At 58.4% G+C, this 16,795-nt stretch carries 17 protein-coding genes; 6 read left to right on the top strand and 11 right to left on the bottom strand.

All coding sequences use genetic code 11. The annotated features are described in order from the left end of the window. Position 1: 1 nt before the first annotated feature. The gene (locus tag MB02_RS00260; RefSeq protein WP_067531155.1) at positions 2-865 is read right to left on the bottom strand and encodes a TauD/TfdA dioxygenase family protein; all 864 of its coding nucleotides are present in this window, start codon (positions 863-865) and stop codon (positions 2-4) included. A 111-nt stretch (positions 866-976) separates the two neighbouring features. On the opposite strand from MB02_RS00260, the gene MB02_RS00255 reads away from it, so the two are divergent. From MB02_RS00255 to MB02_RS00240, 4 genes are all read left to right on the top strand, one after another. Beyond that, positions 977-2,260 carry a TetR/AcrR family transcriptional regulator gene (locus MB02_RS00255; RefSeq protein WP_067531153.1) on the top strand — a complete coding sequence of 428 codons (1,284 nt, stop codon included), beginning with the start codon at positions 977-979 and terminating at the stop codon, positions 2,258-2,260. A 267-nt stretch (positions 2,261-2,527) separates the two neighbouring features. Beyond that, positions 2,528-3,448 carry a VOC family protein gene (locus MB02_RS00250; RefSeq protein WP_206598554.1) on the top strand — a complete coding sequence of 307 codons (921 nt, stop codon included), beginning with the start codon at positions 2,528-2,530 and terminating at the stop codon, positions 3,446-3,448. A gap of 15 nt (positions 3,449-3,463) precedes the next feature. Continuing rightward, positions 3,464-4,657: a flavin-dependent monooxygenase gene (locus tag MB02_RS00245; RefSeq protein WP_082825870.1), complete on the top strand. Its 1,194-nt coding sequence runs from the start codon at positions 3,464-3,466 to the stop codon at positions 4,655-4,657. Between the two features lie 23 nt (positions 4,658-4,680). Then, positions 4,681-5,763 (top strand): Rieske 2Fe-2S domain-containing protein, encoded by a 1,083-nt coding sequence (locus MB02_RS00240; protein WP_067531149.1) that lies wholly within the window; start codon positions 4,681-4,683, stop codon positions 5,761-5,763. Positions 5,764-5,824: 61 nt separating this feature from the next. Here MB02_RS00240 and MB02_RS00235 read toward each other — a convergent pair whose 3' ends face one another. Continuing rightward, entirely contained in the window at positions 5,825-6,895 is a 1,071-nt protein-coding gene (locus tag MB02_RS00235; protein ID WP_067531147.1) for an alkene reductase, read from the bottom strand. 85 nt (positions 6,896-6,980) lie between these two features. Here MB02_RS00235 and MB02_RS00230 point away from each other — a divergent pair, with 85 nt between their 5' ends. Continuing rightward, the gene (locus tag MB02_RS00230; protein WP_067531145.1) at positions 6,981-7,736 is read left to right on the top strand and encodes an SDR family oxidoreductase; all 756 of its coding nucleotides are present in this window, start codon (positions 6,981-6,983) and stop codon (positions 7,734-7,736) included. Between the two features lie 61 nt (positions 7,737-7,797). Here MB02_RS00230 and MB02_RS00225 read toward each other — a convergent pair whose 3' ends face one another. The 4 genes from MB02_RS00225 to MB02_RS00210 all read right to left on the bottom strand — a co-directional run bounded on the left by MB02_RS00225 (position 7,798) and on the right by MB02_RS00210 (position 11,654). Further along, positions 7,798-8,289, bottom strand: coding sequence for an Lrp/AsnC family transcriptional regulator (locus tag MB02_RS00225; protein WP_067531143.1), 492 nt, complete (start codon positions 8,287-8,289; stop codon positions 7,798-7,800). Between the two features lie 10 nt (positions 8,290-8,299). Next, positions 8,300-8,767, bottom strand: coding sequence for an Lrp/AsnC family transcriptional regulator (locus tag MB02_RS00220; protein ID WP_067531141.1), 468 nt, complete (start codon positions 8,765-8,767; stop codon positions 8,300-8,302). A gap of 248 nt (positions 8,768-9,015) precedes the next feature. Continuing rightward, the gene (locus MB02_RS00215; protein ID WP_067531139.1) at positions 9,016-9,903 is read right to left on the bottom strand and encodes a Coq4 family protein; all 888 of its coding nucleotides are present in this window, start codon (positions 9,901-9,903) and stop codon (positions 9,016-9,018) included. A 5-nt stretch (positions 9,904-9,908) separates the two neighbouring features. Continuing rightward, the gene (locus tag MB02_RS00210; protein ID WP_067531137.1) at positions 9,909-11,654 is read right to left on the bottom strand and encodes an N-acyl-D-amino-acid deacylase family protein; all 1,746 of its coding nucleotides are present in this window, start codon (positions 11,652-11,654) and stop codon (positions 9,909-9,911) included. A 168-nt stretch (positions 11,655-11,822) separates the two neighbouring features. Here MB02_RS00210 and MB02_RS00205 point away from each other — a divergent pair, with 168 nt between their 5' ends. Then, positions 11,823-12,749 (top strand): sugar phosphate isomerase/epimerase family protein, encoded by a 927-nt coding sequence (locus MB02_RS00205; protein ID WP_067531135.1) that lies wholly within the window; start codon positions 11,823-11,825, stop codon positions 12,747-12,749. A 12-nt stretch (positions 12,750-12,761) separates the two neighbouring features. Here MB02_RS00205 and MB02_RS00200 read toward each other — a convergent pair whose 3' ends face one another. From MB02_RS00200 to MB02_RS00180, 5 genes are all read right to left on the bottom strand, one after another. Further along, the gene (locus tag MB02_RS00200; RefSeq protein ID WP_067531133.1) at positions 12,762-13,094 is read right to left on the bottom strand and encodes a 2Fe-2S iron-sulfur cluster-binding protein; all 333 of its coding nucleotides are present in this window, start codon (positions 13,092-13,094) and stop codon (positions 12,762-12,764) included. 25 nt (positions 13,095-13,119) lie between these two features. Further along, the gene (locus tag MB02_RS00195; RefSeq protein ID WP_067531131.1) at positions 13,120-14,520 is read right to left on the bottom strand and encodes a cytochrome P450; all 1,401 of its coding nucleotides are present in this window, start codon (positions 14,518-14,520) and stop codon (positions 13,120-13,122) included. Between the two features lie 162 nt (positions 14,521-14,682). Continuing rightward, complete coding sequence (locus tag MB02_RS00190) at positions 14,683-14,973, bottom strand: putative quinol monooxygenase (protein WP_067531129.1); 291 nt, start codon at positions 14,971-14,973, stop codon at positions 14,683-14,685. Between the two features lie 31 nt (positions 14,974-15,004). Further along, positions 15,005-15,877 (bottom strand): SDR family NAD(P)-dependent oxidoreductase, encoded by an 873-nt coding sequence (locus MB02_RS00185; RefSeq protein WP_067531127.1) that lies wholly within the window; start codon positions 15,875-15,877, stop codon positions 15,005-15,007. Between the two features lie 49 nt (positions 15,878-15,926). Continuing rightward, on the bottom strand, positions 15,927-16,784 hold the full coding sequence (locus MB02_RS00180; RefSeq protein ID WP_067531125.1) for a helix-turn-helix domain-containing protein: 858 nt from the start codon (positions 16,782-16,784) through the stop codon (positions 15,927-15,929). Between the last annotated feature and the right edge of the window lie 11 nt (positions 16,785-16,795).

Below are 16,795 nucleotides of genomic sequence, written 5' to 3'. Positions count from 1 at the left end.
TCTAATTGAGTGTGAGTTCCTTGGCGCCTGAGCCCCAGGCGCTGATTTTTTCGTCGCCAACCTTGAACTGTGGCAGAAGGTCGAAAAAGCTCTTGTCTGCAATGACGATCCGCTGGAGGCGCCGGGGGAGCATGCCTTCGAGATCGCAGCGGGAATGTTGCAGGGCGATGTTGTCCCAGATCACGAAGTCGCCGTTGTTCCACTCGTGCCGATAGATACGATCCTGGCGGTAGAGCTCATCGAACAATTGCTGGAGCGGCGCATCGCTCTCTTCCCGGCCCATGCCTTCGATCCGGCAGGTCTGCATCCAGCTGATATAGAGGATCGGTTCTCCGGTGCGGGGGTGCGGCATCAGGATCGGTCTGACCTGATGCGGAATATCGGAAGGTGTGTCGTAGCCGACCACGCGATGTGACTGGATCGAAGCGATGGAGGTCACAGCCTGCAGGCCTTCCAGTCTTTCTATCAATTCCCCGGGAAGATCGCGGGCGGCAATGGCGCCATTGGCAAACTGCGTCCAGCTTTGGCCGTCGTTGACCTCCACGGCGTGCAGAGAGATGATCTTGTAAGGTTCTTCGGTAAAGGCGAGATCGCTGTGCCAGGTGAGAGGACCCGCGCCGAGTGCGCCATCCGATGAAATCTCACGATATTCGCCATGGGAGCTCAGGACGCTGCCGAAATTTTCCAGCACTCTGACCTGATCGGCTTCATTGAGTTTCTGGTTGCGAAATACGAGCAGCTTATGTTCGTCGAACAGCGCGATCATCCGCTGCTGGACGTCTTCGGCAAGCGGCCATTCCAGCCGTGCCTCTATTTCCATGCCAAACGGTTCGATCGGCCGCTCGACCCAGGACTTGCCATTCACTGCACGCCGTCTCCCGAACTTCCTTATGCAGCAACGGTATTCACCCGTTCGATTTGAGTCAAGGCCTGCAACCGGGGTGCAATGGTCGGGTTGCCTGCTATAGCCTCTCGGATGGTGCATTCCTCAGCTTCGGATGAACGGCTCCAAGGCGCTGCATCGACGCAGCCACGCTCTGCACGTGTGCGGCATCTGCTGGCAGTGGCGCGGGAACAGTTCGTTGCGGCCGGCTTCGAGGCAGTGAGCATTGACGCCATCGCGCGTGCGTCGGGTGTCAGCAAGGAAACAATCTACCGCTATTACCCTGACAAGGAAGCGCTCTTTCGTGCCGCGGCCGATGCAATGGGTTCGGAGTTCAGCGCAAGGGTGACGGCGTTGCATCTCAGCAATACATCTCCCGAAAATGAGCTTATCGGCCTTTCGAGGGCTATTCTGGATTCCACAGTCGACGGCGGACTGCTGAATGAGGTCTGGGTCGCCATCGGCGTCGCGCGCATCATGCCGGATTTCGTGAATAACCTGCGGAATGGCCAGTGGGAGCGCCTCGAACCGGTGCGCATTCTTCTGGAGGAGATCGCAGGTTCCAAAGGCGTGAAGGCTCCGGTGCCGCTCGGCCTTGCGGTGGACTTCGGCTCTCTTTCGGCGGAGAGTCCTGCGCTTCTGATGGGCTTCAAAAGTCCGGCACCGGCGGAACGTGATGTCATTGCGTGTCGAGTGGCCGGGCTGTTTGAATACGGCATTCTGGCGTTTGAAGATGAAAGCGCGGCTGAAGTCTCATCGAGGGTCATTGTTCCGCAGGCACCTTTCGATCCTCCTACCCACATCCGGAACCTGCTCGATGTCGCCGCTGCCCATTTTCTGGAAAGCGGTTACCAGAGGGCGAGTCTGGATGTGATCGGCGCGGAGGCGGCCGTTGGACGCGGCACTCTTTATCGTCATTTCGGCAGCAAGGCGGGGCTGTTCGCGGCGACAATGCGCGATCTGGCGTGGGAGTTGGCCAGAGTGGCTCCTCCGTCGTTGCCCGCCGGGGATGCGTCTCAGGCGGCTTTGGCACACTTTCTGGAGTCTTGCCTGCTGGTTCTGGGCGGAAGACGGTCGATTGCATTGCATCGGACGGTCATTGCTGAATCCCGCCGGGATCCGGCGCTGGCACGCGATGTCTATGCAATTCTGCGCAAACCCTGGTTGGATGCGCTCATCATCTGGCTGGAAAGCCTCCGCTCGGCAGATAGAGTGCGGGTTGGCGATACCTCTTGGTATGCTCGTCAGGCTTTGGTCCTGTCCCTTCGTGGCAATCGGGTGATCGCCGGAGGAGAGGCCCTTTCTTCCGATGAAGCGCGGCAGGCCGCCGCACATGCCGCAGCAATTTTCCTCAAGGGGTTCGCTGCCGCTCTTTGAGCGGAGCCTATGCTCCGGCAGTCCTGCATATCTGCGCTCCGTCGCGGGGCTCAAACGTTCTCTCGAATCAACACAGAAATTCAGAAATGCGTATTATTTACGCCATAAAAATACGCAAAATCATCCAGAAATTGAATCCTGTGGCAAAATCGCGGCAATAATAGGGGGATTCCTAACGATATATCCAGGGGAAGTTTGACGTAGGTCAATTTCAGCCGCCGCCGCGCGCTGCAAGATAGCTGCGAAGTCTAGGGAAAGGAGTCCATAATGGACATCGCGGCGTTGGCTTACAGTGTCATCCATTCGACCGAGCCTGACCAATGGGTTCGGTTCGGTGAGGATGTGGCCGGCTTTTCGGCGCATCAGGCTCCCGGCGGTATTGCCCTTCGTATGGATGAGCGTGCCGGTCGGCTCTTCATCGAGAAAAGCGGCAGGGACTGCTATTTCGCAAGTGGATGGGAAATTCGGTCGGAAGCCCAGTTCGCCATGGCATTGGAAGAACTGCAGCGCCACGGTGTTGAGTTTCATCGTGCCACGGCAGAGGAACGGGCATTACGCCATGTCGTCGACATGGTCTGGTTCCATGACCCTTCCGGCAATCGGCATGAACTCGCCTGCGGATATACCTCCCATTTCGATCGCTTCGTTTCGCCGGTGGGCGTCCAGTCGTTCGTGACCGGAAACCTCGGCTATGGCCATATGGTGTTGCCCGCGCCGAAGATCGTGGAAACCCGCGCATTCATGATGGATGTACTGGGTTTCGGGGTGGCGGATTTCATGATGCATCGGCCGATGGGGCCGGATGGGCCGGAGCAGCGCATCGATTTCATGCACTGTGCCAACGGTCGTCACCACAGCATTGCCCTGTTCGAAGGCGAAGTCCCGTCCGGCTGCGTTCACCTGATGGTGGAAGTGCCGACGATGGATGAAGTCGGCCATGCCTATGATCGCATGCTGGCGACGGACACGCGCCTGATGGCAACGCTGGGCAAGCATACCAACGATCGCATGACCAGCTTCTACATGGCCACGCCCGGTGGCTTTGCTTTGGAATACGGCTTTGGCGGAAGGACCGTCGATTGGGACCGTCACACCGTCTTTGAAAGCACCTCGGTCAGCCTGTGGGGACACGATTTCAGTGTCGGGTTTGGAGCTGACGAGAAACAGCAAATGGCCAATGCGGCCTGAATCAGGAGACGGATAATGACTCTTGCGGAAGCAATCATGGCACCCACGACAGAAGATCTGGTCGCACGGGCGGAGGCTCTGATCCCGACGCTGCGTGAACGGGCCGATCAGTGCGAAGCGGAAAACAAGGTTCCTGACGCGACCATCGCGGATTTTCAGGCGGCGGGTTTTTTCAAAATACTCCAGCCGAAGCGTTACGGCGGGTACGAGATGGATCCGGAAACCTTCTATGAAGTGCAGATGAAGGTTGCGGAAGGGTGCATGTCCTCTGCCTGGGTGCTGGGTGTGGTGGCCGTCCACAACTGGCAGCTCGCCCTGTTCGACCCGCAGGCTCAGGAAGACGTCTGGGGGCAGGATCCGACGACGTTGATCTCATCCTCTTATATGCCGCGCGCAGACGTCACCCCGGTCGAGGGCGGTTATCGAATAAGCGGTCGCTGGGGCTTCTCCAGTGGTGTCGATCACTGCGACTGGGCGTTTCTTGGTGGTCTGGTCAAAGATCCCGAAACGGGCGTGCCCGATTTCTGGACCTTCCTGGTCCCGCGGAAAGATTTCAGGGTCCTGCACATCTGGAACACGATCGGGCTGGGCGGAACCGGTAGTCACGACGTGACTGTCGAGGATGCCTATGTTCCGGCCTATCGTACGCACCGCTCGAAGGACGGGTTCGCATCGACCAATCCGGGCGCGAAGGTCAATCCGGCGCCGCTGTACAAGCTGCCGTTCGGCCAGGTGTTTGTGCGTGCAGTTTCATCGTCTTCCATCGGGGCCTTGCAGGGTGCGCTCAACACGTTTCTCGAGACGGGTGCGAAGCGCAAGAGCAACAATACGCTGGCCAGCGTTTCGGGCGATCCGGATGTGCAGGTGCTGATTGCCGAGACGCAATCCGCAATCGATGAAATGAAGACCGTTCTTTTCCGAAACTTCGGCGTCCTCAATGAATTTGCACGACGCGGGGAGGCTGCGGATCTCGAAACCCGTCTGCGGTTCCGCTATCAATCGGCGCAGATTTCCGGCCGCTGCTGCGAACTGATCAGCCGGATGTTCTATCTCAGCGGTGCTGACGGCATCTATCGCGGCAATCAGATCGCGCGCACGTTCTGCGACATTCACACAGGCCGGACGCACGTCGCCAACAACCCCAATTCCGTTGGTCGCAACTTCGGCGGTGTCATGCTTGGCGCTCCGAACACCGACAGTTTCATCTGATCCAGACTGCAAGGAGAGGTATCATGGCAACGACTGCCGAATATGGTTTGGGCGAACTGGCTTTTCCCCGCGGCTGGTTCATGATCGCAATTGCTGACGAAGTAACGCAAGAGCCGCAGGCGGTGCGCTTCTTCGGCAAGGAAATGGCTCTTTACCGGGGCAAGAGCGGGCGTGTGGTGCTGCTCGATGCCTATTGCCCCCATATGCGGGTGAACATCGCGCGCAACACGACCTCTTACGTCGTGAAGGATGGGACGCGGATCGAAGGTGACTCCATTCGGTGTCCGGCGCACGGCTGGCGTTTCACGCCCGAAGGTCAGTGCGACGATATTCCCTATTCGACCCACGGCATACCAAAGGCGGCGTGCATCAAGTCGCATAAAGTGGTCGAAAAGGCGGGCTGCATCTGGATGTGGCATGACATGGAAGGCGGCGATCCCGAATACGATTTGCCCGAATTCGCCGAATACGGTCAGACCGTTGAGGGCTGGGTGCGATGGAAGGTGGACCATCTCGGCACATTGCCGATCCATCCTCAGGAAATTGTCGACAACATGACCGACTATGCCCACTTCACGCCGGTTCATGGCAGCACTGGCAATGCCTATTTCGAAAATGAATTCGAAGGGCCGATCATGCGTCAGCGTTTCGGATCAGGGCACCGTACGCTGGTCGATGCGGATGTGATGCTTGAAACCGACACGTGGTATACCGGCCCCGGTATTCTGTTGTCGCGCATGGCCGGCAAACATCCATCCCTCATGATGATCTGCAATACCCCGGTCGAGGATGGCGAAGTGCGTGTGTGGTTCGCCGTAATGGCGAAGACTGCCGACAATCACGAGCCGACACGTGAAGAAGAGGCAATCGCGCGCGCCTATCATGAAGCGGGACTTGCAGCCTTCGCGCAGGATTTCGAACTGTGGAAATACAAGGAGCCCGCAATTTCCATCCTGCAGGTTCCAGATGATGGCCCGTTCCACAAGGAGCGCATCTGGTACAAACAGTTCTACAACCCTCGTGAGCGGGCACACGAGTTCCAGAAACGCGTCAACGGCGTGCATGTAACCGCCGATCGGCGGAAGATTCCTGCAAAGGCTGCTTGATTGGGGCAGGGGGGTGGGATGCGTGCCGGGGCCACGCATCCCTTTTCCTGCTGGGGGCCGCTCAGGCCGCTGTGTAAGTGGGATAGTCAGTGTAGCCTTTTTCTTCCCCGACATAGTAGTGTTCTAGGGAAGCCTGCGCGAGTGGTGCGCCTGCCTGAAAACGCGCGACCAGGTCGGGGTTCGCAATGAAGGCACGGCCAAATGACACGGCATCCGCCTGGCCGCCTGCCAATAATGTGCGGGCTTTTTCCAGCGTGAGCATGTTGTTTACCGCGATCGGCCCCGACCAATGGCGGCGCACGAATTGCAGTGTGTCGAAATCGGGCGATTGCATGTCGAGCACATGGAGATAGGCACAGCCAAGCCCGTCTATTCCATCGAGCAGGGCGGCAAAGACCGGCGCCGGATCGGATGGATCCATTCCATTATATGGGTTCCCTGGGGATATGCGGACACCTACACGATCGGCACCAATGGCCTCAGCCATGGCCTTCACGACCATTATCGGGAAGCGGGCACGGTTTTCCGGACTGCCGCCGAATTCGTCCTCCCGGTGATTGCTGGCGGGATTTAGAAACGTATTTATCAGGTAACCGCTCGAACAATGGAGTTCCACAGCATCTATGCCTGCAGCGCGAGCGTTACGGGCCGCTTGTGCATATTGTTCCGCTACGGCGGGTAGCTCCTCCGTGCGGAGGGCGCGCGGCATCGAAGGGGTGACGGGCACGCCATCCGGCCCGGGAATCAAGGATGGGCAGGGAAGCGCTGACGGTGCGACGACATCTGCCTTAAAACCGCGATTGTCCGCGACAACAGCACGCCCGCAATGCATCAATTGCATTGAGATCAGCCCGCCTTCGGCATGGACGGCTTCGGCCACGCGGCCCCAGCCATCCACTTGTTCCGCGCTGTGGATGCCCGGCGTGCGCCAATAGCCCTTACCTTCGGGGCAGGGTTGCGTCCCTTCGGTGACAATCAGCCCGGCAGTGGCTCTTTGCCGGTAATATTCCGCCATCGTGGCCGTCGGTACATCGCCCGGCCCCGCTCTATCGCGTGTCATGGGTGACATGACGATACGATTGGAAAGCGTTAACGCGCCGAATGAGGTCGGAGAGAAAAGTTTATCTGTCATCCGTATTCCCAAGAAAATTTTGCCAATTGCCGCAATTTGCGCACCGGATTAATCCCGGTTCTTCGCGATTCACTGGAGAGAATGCATGATCAATTATGGAATGGATGGCAAGGTTGCGCTCGTGACTGGCGGCGGCGGCGGGATCGGCCGCGCGACTGCATTGGCCTTCGCCCATTCCGGGGCTGCTGTGCTGGTCAGTGACGTCCATGACGGCAATGGGACGGAGACGGTCGCCTTGATTGAGGCGCAGGGTGGCAAAGCGGCGTTCCAGCATTGCGACGTGAGCGACGGAGATCAGGTCAAAGCCATGGTTGCAGCGGCTTTGAAGACTTTTGGACGCCTGGATTATGCGTTCAACAATGCCGGGATCAATCGCCCTGGGGCAGATGAATACGAAGATGAAAACTGGGATCTCAGTATTGGGATCAACCTGACTGGTGTGATGTTGTGCATGCGTGAAGAGGCTGAGGTCATGCTACAAAACGGTGGCGGGGCCATTGTGAATACGGCCTCAATCAACGGCTTGGTCGGAAACGGCGGTCAACCTGCTTACACGGCGTCCAAGCATGGCGTCGTCGGGCTGACCCGCCATGGGGCCTTGCGGTGGGCCAAGAATGGTATTCGGGTCAATGCGGTTTGCCCCGGTGTGATCGACACACCGATGAGCGCAGAGGCCGCGGCCGACCCGGCCGTCAGGCAGATTATCGAGGGAATGACGCCGATGGGCCGGATGGGGGAAGCGAGCGAAATCGCAGCCGCGGTTGTCTGGCTATGTTCGAATGAAGCAAGCTTTGTCACTGGCCTGCCTCTGGTTGTCGATGGCGGTGCGACTGTATTCTGATCGGAGCGGAAGGGCGGGAGTGCGCTTTCACTCCTGCCCTTCGGACAGGCCAAAGCAGGGATCAGCGGTTGAGGCCGGTTATCAGGCCGTCCTCCGTAATGCGGGCGACGCGTGTGTTGTATTTGAAGGTCTTGACCGCAATTGAGGTTTCCACGTGATGGACGCCGGGCAGGGACAAGATCTTGTCAGATGCCACATTTACCAGGCAATCCAGTTCGTCGAACAGGCAAATAGCCAGAATGTTGAACTGGCCCATAGTGATCATGACCCCATTGATGAGGGGTAACTCCGAAATCTGCCGCCCGATAGCGCGCACGTTATCGACATCAGCCTGAATGCTGAGGAAAGCGAGCCGTGATTTCGCTTCCATTTCCAGGCCTGTGATCGCAGTGAAAGCAATCAGTCTTTCCTGCTGCAGCCGTTTGATCCGTCCGCGAACGGTGCCTTCTGTCACGCCGAGTTCGGCCGCAATCTTGCGATTGGACACCCGTGCATCGCGGCCCAGCTGTTCGATCAGCTGGCGGTCCAGGTCGTCGAGTTGAATCGTTGCCATATGCCGCCTCTCAAGCCTCGATGGGAGCGATGTCGAACTGATACTTGATGATATCGACGACAATTGCCGGGGTCATGGAGCGTATCCCATGGATTTGCGAAAACTTGTCCAGCAGGAGATGGGACAGATCGTCAAAATCTCTCAGTGCGACGAGCATGTCTATTTCGTACCGCCCCGTTACGAGGTGTACGGCAAAGACTTCGGGAAATGCGGCAAGTTCCTGCGCGACTTCGGACGCCGGGCGGCCATCAACCTCGATCGCCACCTCCATGAGGAAGCTGAACCCGTGCGCTGCGAAATCCGACACGGCGACGACGCGCAACTGATTGGCGTCTTCCATCCGCTTTATGCGCGATGAAACAGTGGTTGCGGTAAGGCCAAGTTTTTCCGCGATCTGCTGGTTCGTAGCGCGCCCGTTGTGGCGCAGCAGTTCCACGATTGACCGGTCAGTCGCGTCGAAATTAAACTTCTGTGTCATGCCCCTCCGTATGCCTGGCTGTTTTCAGTTAGAGACCTGCACAGCGGCAAACCTGAGTCGGCTATAAACTATGCACTGTTGGGTTTCGCGACCAGTCAGACAAACGCAATATCCCCATGTTCGTCAAGGACGTTGCAGGCGCTGGTTCTGGATCGCTGCTCCCAGGTGCGGGAATTTTTGCGTGCAGCCCGCGAAAAAAGGGCGAACCGGCGGCCCGCCCTTTCATTTCGTACGGCTCTTGTGCGGTGTTATTCGGCCGCAACCATCATGGCCGGCTGTTCGAAGTCCGGGTTACCCTCGTCACACAGCTTGTTCGTATCGTCCCACATACCTTCCGGAATGACGGGGAAGATGCCGAGTTCTTCGCGGATGTCCTCGATCTTCCAATCGACATACTTGCGCCAGTCGACAATCATCAGCGGCACTTTCCAGTTCCGTCCCTGAACCGCACCCTGATATTCGGCTTCCAGATTGAGAGCCGAGGATACAGGATAGTGCAGGCCGTCCTTCATGATCGTCTTGGCCTTGAGGTAGGTCTGCACGCGGTTGAAGTATGATGCCAGCTCAGGCCGGAAATACCGCATCCGCGCATGCAGATTGGCATTGAGCAAGGCAATTTCCCCGCCATGGTTCGGACCAAACCCTGTAATCATGTGCTCGATATCGTGGGTCAGAGCGGTCTGGCGCAGGTAGAAGGTGAAATCGTTCACCACCTGAACTTCGCGATAGAAGATGTCGAGTTCGTAACCGCTTTCCACCATGAAATGGTGCAGCATCGCGCCGAGCGTGCCCGGTGCGCAATCCTTCACTTCATCCTTGGTGAAATTGGCCAGATTGCGGTTTCCCAACCATTCGCGGAATTCAGGCAAACGAGCCTTTTCTTCTTCGAACAGCTGCATGATCGCAGGCATGTCTTCCAAGTTCTGGAGGATCTGTACCACTTCCGGGATATACGCTGTGTTGGGCAGATCACCACCGTTCCGCCGGAGCATTTCCTGCGCGATCAGCGCACGAAGTTCCGGGTTGTTCAGGTATTTGGACGAACTGATAAGGACCGAACTATCCGTTTCGATCTTGCGGATGGCGCCGTTGAAATAGGCGCGTTCACCTTCACCAACTTGTGCTTGCGTGTCCATCGATTTTACTCCGCGGCAACCGCAACTGCGGCATTTTCATTTGCAGGTGAGAGGAACTGGCCCGGCTTGGTGCCGGTGTAGGCTCCATTCTCGAACGTCGGCACGCCGTTCACCAGCGTCAGCCGGGTCGGCATCGGCTTGCGGGTGAAGCGCCACATGGTGCCACCCTTGCCATCCGGCATATCCCAGGCCTTCTCCATCTGGGCACGTTCGATCTCGTCGAAGTTGAACACGGCGATGTCGGCCCGCTTGCCGGGCGCGATCACGCCGCGATCGTTGAGGAAGAAGTGCTGGGCGAGCTTGCCCGTCATCACGTGAATAGCTTCTTCCAGCGTGATCTTCTTTTCTTCGCGAACGTATTTCGTCAGCAGCAAGGCGTTTTCGCCGCCGCCGCACAGCATCTGCAGGTGCGCGCCGGCGTCCGAAACGTTGCCGACCGTCTTCCGGTCGCGCATCAGTTCGACAGTCAGTTCTTCGTCCTTGGGGAACGGTGCCATATGAACGGTCGACAATGTGCCGTTTTCGAGGATCCAGTCGGCCATGGCATCGCTACGGTGCAGGCCACGGCTGTCGGCATATTCCTTGAGCGTGATGTTGGTCGGGCCGGTGCCGTTCTCGCTATCGAGCAGGAAGAGTTCCTGCGGGTTCTTCATCGGCGAGTGATCCCAGGCCTGGTTGTCCCAGCTGTCACGAGCGCGCGCGCGCCATTCGGGGTCAGCCAGCAGGCGACGCTTCTCGTCATGTGAATCGGCCAGCACCACTTCGTGCCAGACGTAGTCGTTCGACTGGGCGAAGATCAGCGATTTCACGAGGCTGAGCGTCGATGTGGGGGAAACGTGGGCATAGCCGGGCCACACGTCGATGCCGGCGTCACGCATGGACTTCACGCTTTCCTGCATGGCAGGAAGGATCTGCTTCTGGAATTCGAGTGTCGGGATAGCCCCGGCAATCTGGACGCGGATATTGCGTCCTGCGAGCAATTTTTCCAGCCGCTTGAGATTGGCCGGTCCGGTCATCCGCATGAAGGTATCGACGATTACCTGATAGCAGGTGTTGGGATAGCGATCCATTACGTCAAACAGAGCAGTGAATTCGGCATCGTCGGCCATCAGCGAGGGGACGGGACGATCGTTGCCGTCATGGTCGTGCATGTTGTCCGACAGGCCCAGGGCACCGGCGGCCAGAGCGTCGTCGAGCAATTCGGCCATCTTGGCGATTTCTTCCGGCGTTGCTGCGCGGTTCCATGCATCGAGGCCCATCGCCGCAATGCGCAGCGGAATGTGGCCGACGAAGCTGGCATAGTTGAGCGGCACGTGGACATTCTTTTCGAACGATTGGCGATATTCGGACCAGGTGCTCCAGTCCCAGCTCACGTTCTGCTTGAATGGTTCAAGCGGAATGTCTTCGAAGAACGAGAAGATCCCGATTACTTCGTCCTTGGCTTCCTGCGTCGGATGAAGCGGGGCCATGGTGAAGCCGCAGTTGCCCAGGATCATGGTCGTAGCGCCGTAGCCGGGCAGGGGATCGAGGTCGGGCTGCCACCACATGCTGGCGTCATAGTGCGTGTGGCTTTCGATGAAGCCGGGCGTGACGTAGCAATCCGTCGCATCGAAAACGCGTTCGCCCTTATGTTGTTCTAGGCCTTCGCCCACTTCGGCAATAACGCCGTCGCGGATACGCACATCCGACTTGAAAGCTGGGGCACCAGTGCCGTCCACAACGGTACCGTTCCTGATCAGCATGTCGTTCATTCAAAACTCTCCCAAAATATATTCGGGCCGGGCTGCCCTGTTGGCATGCCCCAGCCAGTGCGCGGAGAGTAACCTCCGCCTCTGTATTCGGCAAAATCGGAACCATGAATTGTAGCGAAAAGTGATACTCAAAGGGTCAGATAATGATGCCTTCGTAAAGCTGGCGGAATGAGCGAACGCTATGCGTTATCCGGGGCGCCCGTTGCCGCGTTGCACAATGAAAATGATGGGCTGGCGCGCGACTCGATTTTGTGGGGACAGGGTGTTGACGCGAGCAGTGGGAGGGCTGAAGCAGAGGAGATGACAGGTATCTGCTTCGACCATCTTTCGCTCTGCGATATATCCGCTCTCGACCTTATCGATGTGGCCAGCAGTCTTGATTGCGAGGCCGTCAGTTTGTTTGTGCTGCCTTTGCCGCTTGGACCCTATCGCGATCTGGTGAATGATCTGCCCGCACGGCAGGAGGTAATCGCTGCGCTTCGGGCGAATGGATTGAAGGTCGGGGTCGTCGAGCCCTTCATGCTCGACGCGTCGCCTGACTGGAGCATAATGGAGCGTACTGCGGCACTGGCTGCGGAATTGGGCGGGGACGTCAATGCTCTGGCATTCGACAGCGAACCGTCGCGTCAGCAGGATTCCATGGCTCGCCTGGCGGAAATCTCTCGCGAGGCCGGAACGCGGATGACTATCGAGGCTTTTTCGATGTCCAGTATTCGGACGCCGGCGGACGCCTTGGCACTGGCGCAAGCGAGTGGAGACGATGTCGGTTTAACGATCGACACGCTGCATGTCATGCGTACCGGTGGGCGCTGGTCCGATATTGCCGCTTTGCCGCCCGAACGCATTTTTCATGTCCAGCTGAGTGACGGCCCGGTGTGCGCTCCTGCCGATCTCAGCGAAGAGGCGGTCGGAGGGCGGCTTCCTCCGGGACAGGGGCAATTTGACCTCGATACGCTTGTCCCCATTCTTCCTGCAACCGCGCGAATTGCAGTAGAGGCACCTTCCGTGGCGGATGAGAGGCTGTCGCCAAAGGAACGCGGTGCAATATTGATGACGGCAACCCGCGCCTTGCTCGCTCGCACCGGGCGCAGTTAGAGGGCAAACCTGCTATACGCCCGGCTGGTCCGCGGGAATTTCAACCACCAGACCGTCCAGTTCCTCGCTCAACTGGATCTGGCATGACAGGCGGCTGGTAGGGCGCACTTCGACGCCTTCCAGCGCTTCCAGCATCACCTGCTCCTCTTCACCGGCGGGTCCGGTCTTGTCGACCCATTCGGGCGGAATATAGACGTGACAGGTGCCGCATTGCCGCATGCCTCCGCACAAGGCATCGATGCCATCGACAAGGTTGCCGATGGCGAGCTGCATCAGGGTCATACCCTCGAAGTTGACACAGGTCCGCGCCGTGCCGTCAGGCTGGATATAAGTGATCTTTGCCATGCGCTTCCTGTCGTGTCGGAGGAATTCAGCCGTGTGCGGGGCAACCTGCGGCCTTCGCCAACGCGGCGACATTGGCCCCCGCTGCATTGCCTCGTTCACGCTTGCGATAATGCACGCGGCAAGGTTGAGCAGGCCAGTAGGTGCTGGCCCCTGCTATCGGGCGAACCTCGTCCAGAAGCTGCATATCATAGTGTTGCAGCAGAACGGCCAGCAGGATCTTCATTTCCATTCGCGCGAAGTTGACCCCCGCACAGCGGTGCATGCCACCGCCAAAGCCCACCAGGCTGTTGGATTGAATCTGCGCGTCTTCCCGTTCGGCGTTGAAGCGTTCCGGGTTATAGCGGTCCGGATCGGTAAAGGTCTCATCCAGCCGGTGAGTGACGGCTGGGGCAAGCAATACGAAGTCACCCTTGCGGATGCGATAGCCGTCGCGTTCGATATCGGCATTGGCCTTGCGTGACAGCATGTAGGCCACGGGGTGCAGTCGTTCCGTTTCACGCAGCGCGAGATCCATCTTCTGCATCGCGACGGCTTGTTCCCAACTCAGGTCGTGTCCGTCCGAACCACCCATCACGCTGGCCAGTTCGCCACGGATCACGGCAAGATAATCCGGATTCTGCAAGAGGTCGGCCAAAGCCCAACTGACCTGGCCTGCGGTGGTTTCGTGGCCTGCCCAGACCAGCAACAGGATGAGGTGCCGAATGATTTCGTCCGGCACCGGGCTGCCATCCGGGTAGGTGGTTTCGATGAGCGTCTGGAAAAAATCCGGTTCTTCAAGGGGCTCGGCGCGGCGCTTGTCTATCCAGCCTTGTAGAATGGCGTGGAGCTTGCGCTTTGCCCGCTGACTGCGGATCTGTTTTCCCGTCGGCAGCCACAAGGGCAGAACGAATTCGAGCCCGCCGGAAAAATCGCGGAACAGATCAAAGAATTCGTGCCCCAGCTTTTCGTGGAATTCCCGCCCCATGAAGCTGTGCGCGGCAATGTCCATTACCACGGGGCCGAGTGTCGGGATCAGATCGAATTCCCCTTCGTCCCCCAGTTGGTTGACGAGGTTGAGGCTTTCTTCCGCCATGATGGAGACATACTGCTTCATCGAGGCGGCCTTGAAACGCGGCATGATGATGGCGCGCTGGCGCAGATATTCTTCCGATTCGGCGAAGGAATAGAAGTCGGGCGAGAACATCTTGAGGAAGAATGGCATCGACTCCCGGATGGAGAGCAGCTTGTCCGTTTCCTCGAAAAAGAACTTGTTGTTTTCCGGCCCGAGCATGACATTCATGCGGCGGCCCATGATCTTGAAAGAAAAGAGCTTTCCCTTGGTGCGGTAACCCTGTTTCAGAACTGCGACAGGATCCCTGAAGAATTGGGCAAGGTGGCCGATGAACGGGGCACCGCCCTCAAGAGGCGGAAGGGTTGCAGTTGCCATGACGCATTCTCCGCAGATCAGGCCGCGGTTCTTGCCGCGCCTTTGTTCTTTGAGCGGATACTACTCTTGCTTCGATACTGCGCCAGATCCAACGATTGCCGGAGTATCGAAAAGTGATGCGTTTTGTATTGAAAGGTGACCCTTCCGTCCCTGCAAAGAGCGTTAGCTTTCCAGCAGTTCGTGTACGGATCGCGCTGGCGGACCGCCAAGCAGGGGTTTGAGCGGCGCGAAGGCTGTCTTTGGCACCATCTTGGCAGCTTCGTCATAGACTTCGCCGGAAGGCCATTTCTCCATGAAGAGGAACTGGTCTGGATTGTCTTGCCGACGAAGCACATCGACCCCTTCGCATCCGGGAAGTCCGCGGATCGTGGTGGCCAGATCGGCGAGGACCGCAGTGAACGCATCGCCCTGGTCCGTTTGGGCAGTCATTTCGTAGATGACCCGGATTGCCATAAATCTCTCCTTGGTAATTCCGTCGGCGGAATCAGTAGATTGCCGCTGGGTTCTTGGGGCGAGGGCTGCCGAGCATTTCGCGATGCGAAGGGCGGTCGACGCCACGATCGGTTATGCCCAGTTCCCTGGCGATTTCGGCACCGATCAAGGTTTGCCCTGACAGGTCTTTCCGATTGGGTGCCCGGTCTATGGCATCGAGGATGTGCGCCGTGAATTCCGGGTTTTCCGCCATCGCGATCAGATCCTTGTACTGTTCAGGTTCCACTTCGGCGGAAATCTTTGCGCGTTCGGTCAATTGCGGGCCGAGCCAGATCGACACGGCTGCCACGCCTGTTCCTTCCAGATCGTGCCCCATGTCATGGGCCATCTTGTCGAGCCCGGCCTTCTGCGCGCCATAGGCGGGGCCATGCATGTAACAGGTCGCACCGAAGGAAGAGACCATGGCGATCAGGCCGCTGCCTTGCGGTACCATGATGCGTGCCGCGTGCCAGCTTGCGACATAGGCGGAGCGCAGCCCGACATCGAGAATCTTCTGAGCGTCTAGCTCCTTTTCCCAGAACGGCTTCTTCTGGATCAGCTGATGATGGATATAGGCCGCATTGTTGACCAGGATATCGAGCCGCCCCTGTTCCTGTTCGATCTGTTCGAACAGCTTTGCGACCTGGGCGTCATCGGTATGGTCGCAAATCACCGGAATGCCCTGGCCGCCCAGTTCGGTTACCTTGGCTGCGGTTTCAGCGACCGTGCCCGGCAGGACGGAGCCGTCCCATCCCTTGGCTTCGCCCGGCGTCACGGTCCGGCCGGTGACATAGACGGTATAGCCCAGTTCACCGAAGCCCCTTGCAATACCAGCGCCCGCTCCGCGGCTTGCACCGGTGACCAGAGCTACTTTTCTGTCCGTCATAATTATGCCTTTCCTCTCGATTGCTTCGGCGCCCATGCCAGAGCAGGGGTCAGATACCGCTGGAGCCGTCGCCCGTCCGCTGTCGAAATTTCTGAGGCGACAGGCCGGTTACGCGGCGAAATGCGCGAGAGAAGCTGTTGGCATGCGAAAAGCCGCATGTCAGGGCGATCTCCTTGATCGACTTGTCCTGCCGCGCCAGCATTTCCTTTGCCTGTTCGATCCAGAAATTTTCGATGTATTTGGAGATCGTTTTTCCTGTGAGAGCGAGGAATTGCCGATGCAGGTGGCGAGTGCTGATGCCGCACAGGCTGGCCAGCTCCGCCACTGTCGGCTGCCCGTCGGAATTGATCAAGCGGTCGCGAATTCTGCGATACTGCCACCCTGCCAATCTTCCGCTGGACTGGCTGTCGCGCTGGCGCTCGAACAGCCGTTCCATCTCCACGACGATGACATTCATCAACGCGTCGAGTGCGTCTGCCGACCGATCGACCTGATTGATGATTTCGCGATGGACCAGACGCATCAGGGTGCGCAGCGTGTCATTGCGTATGTTGAGCAGAGACTGGAGGAAATCCAGTGGTGGTTCCGGTTTGTGGCGCAGGATATTCCCCGCGGCCTCCGGGGCGAAAATGCACCGGATCACGCGAATGCGTCCCCCTTCGGAGCGGCCCTGCAATGTGATGCCGGGATAGCGCGAAAACAGAGTGCCCATGAAGCAATATCGATCGGGCGCGATCTCGGGAAAACAGCTGGAAGCATCCGTTGCGAATGGCGGAACGGACATTTCCAGCATCAGCTCGGATTCGCTGCGCCGGTAATCGATCATATCCGGCCAAAGCCACTCAACCAGCTCTATCCGGCCATTTCTGACCGTCTGCTGGTTGAGGACTGTCGGCGTGAAATCCATCGGGTGTGCGC

The organism is Croceicoccus estronivorus (assembly GCF_001625325.1).
GTDB classification, from domain to species: domain Bacteria; phylum Pseudomonadota; class Alphaproteobacteria; order Sphingomonadales; family Sphingomonadaceae; genus Caenibius; species Caenibius estronivorus.
Note: the sequence above shows the minus strand (reverse complement) of the source record. Positions and strands in the feature narration are given on the sequence as shown.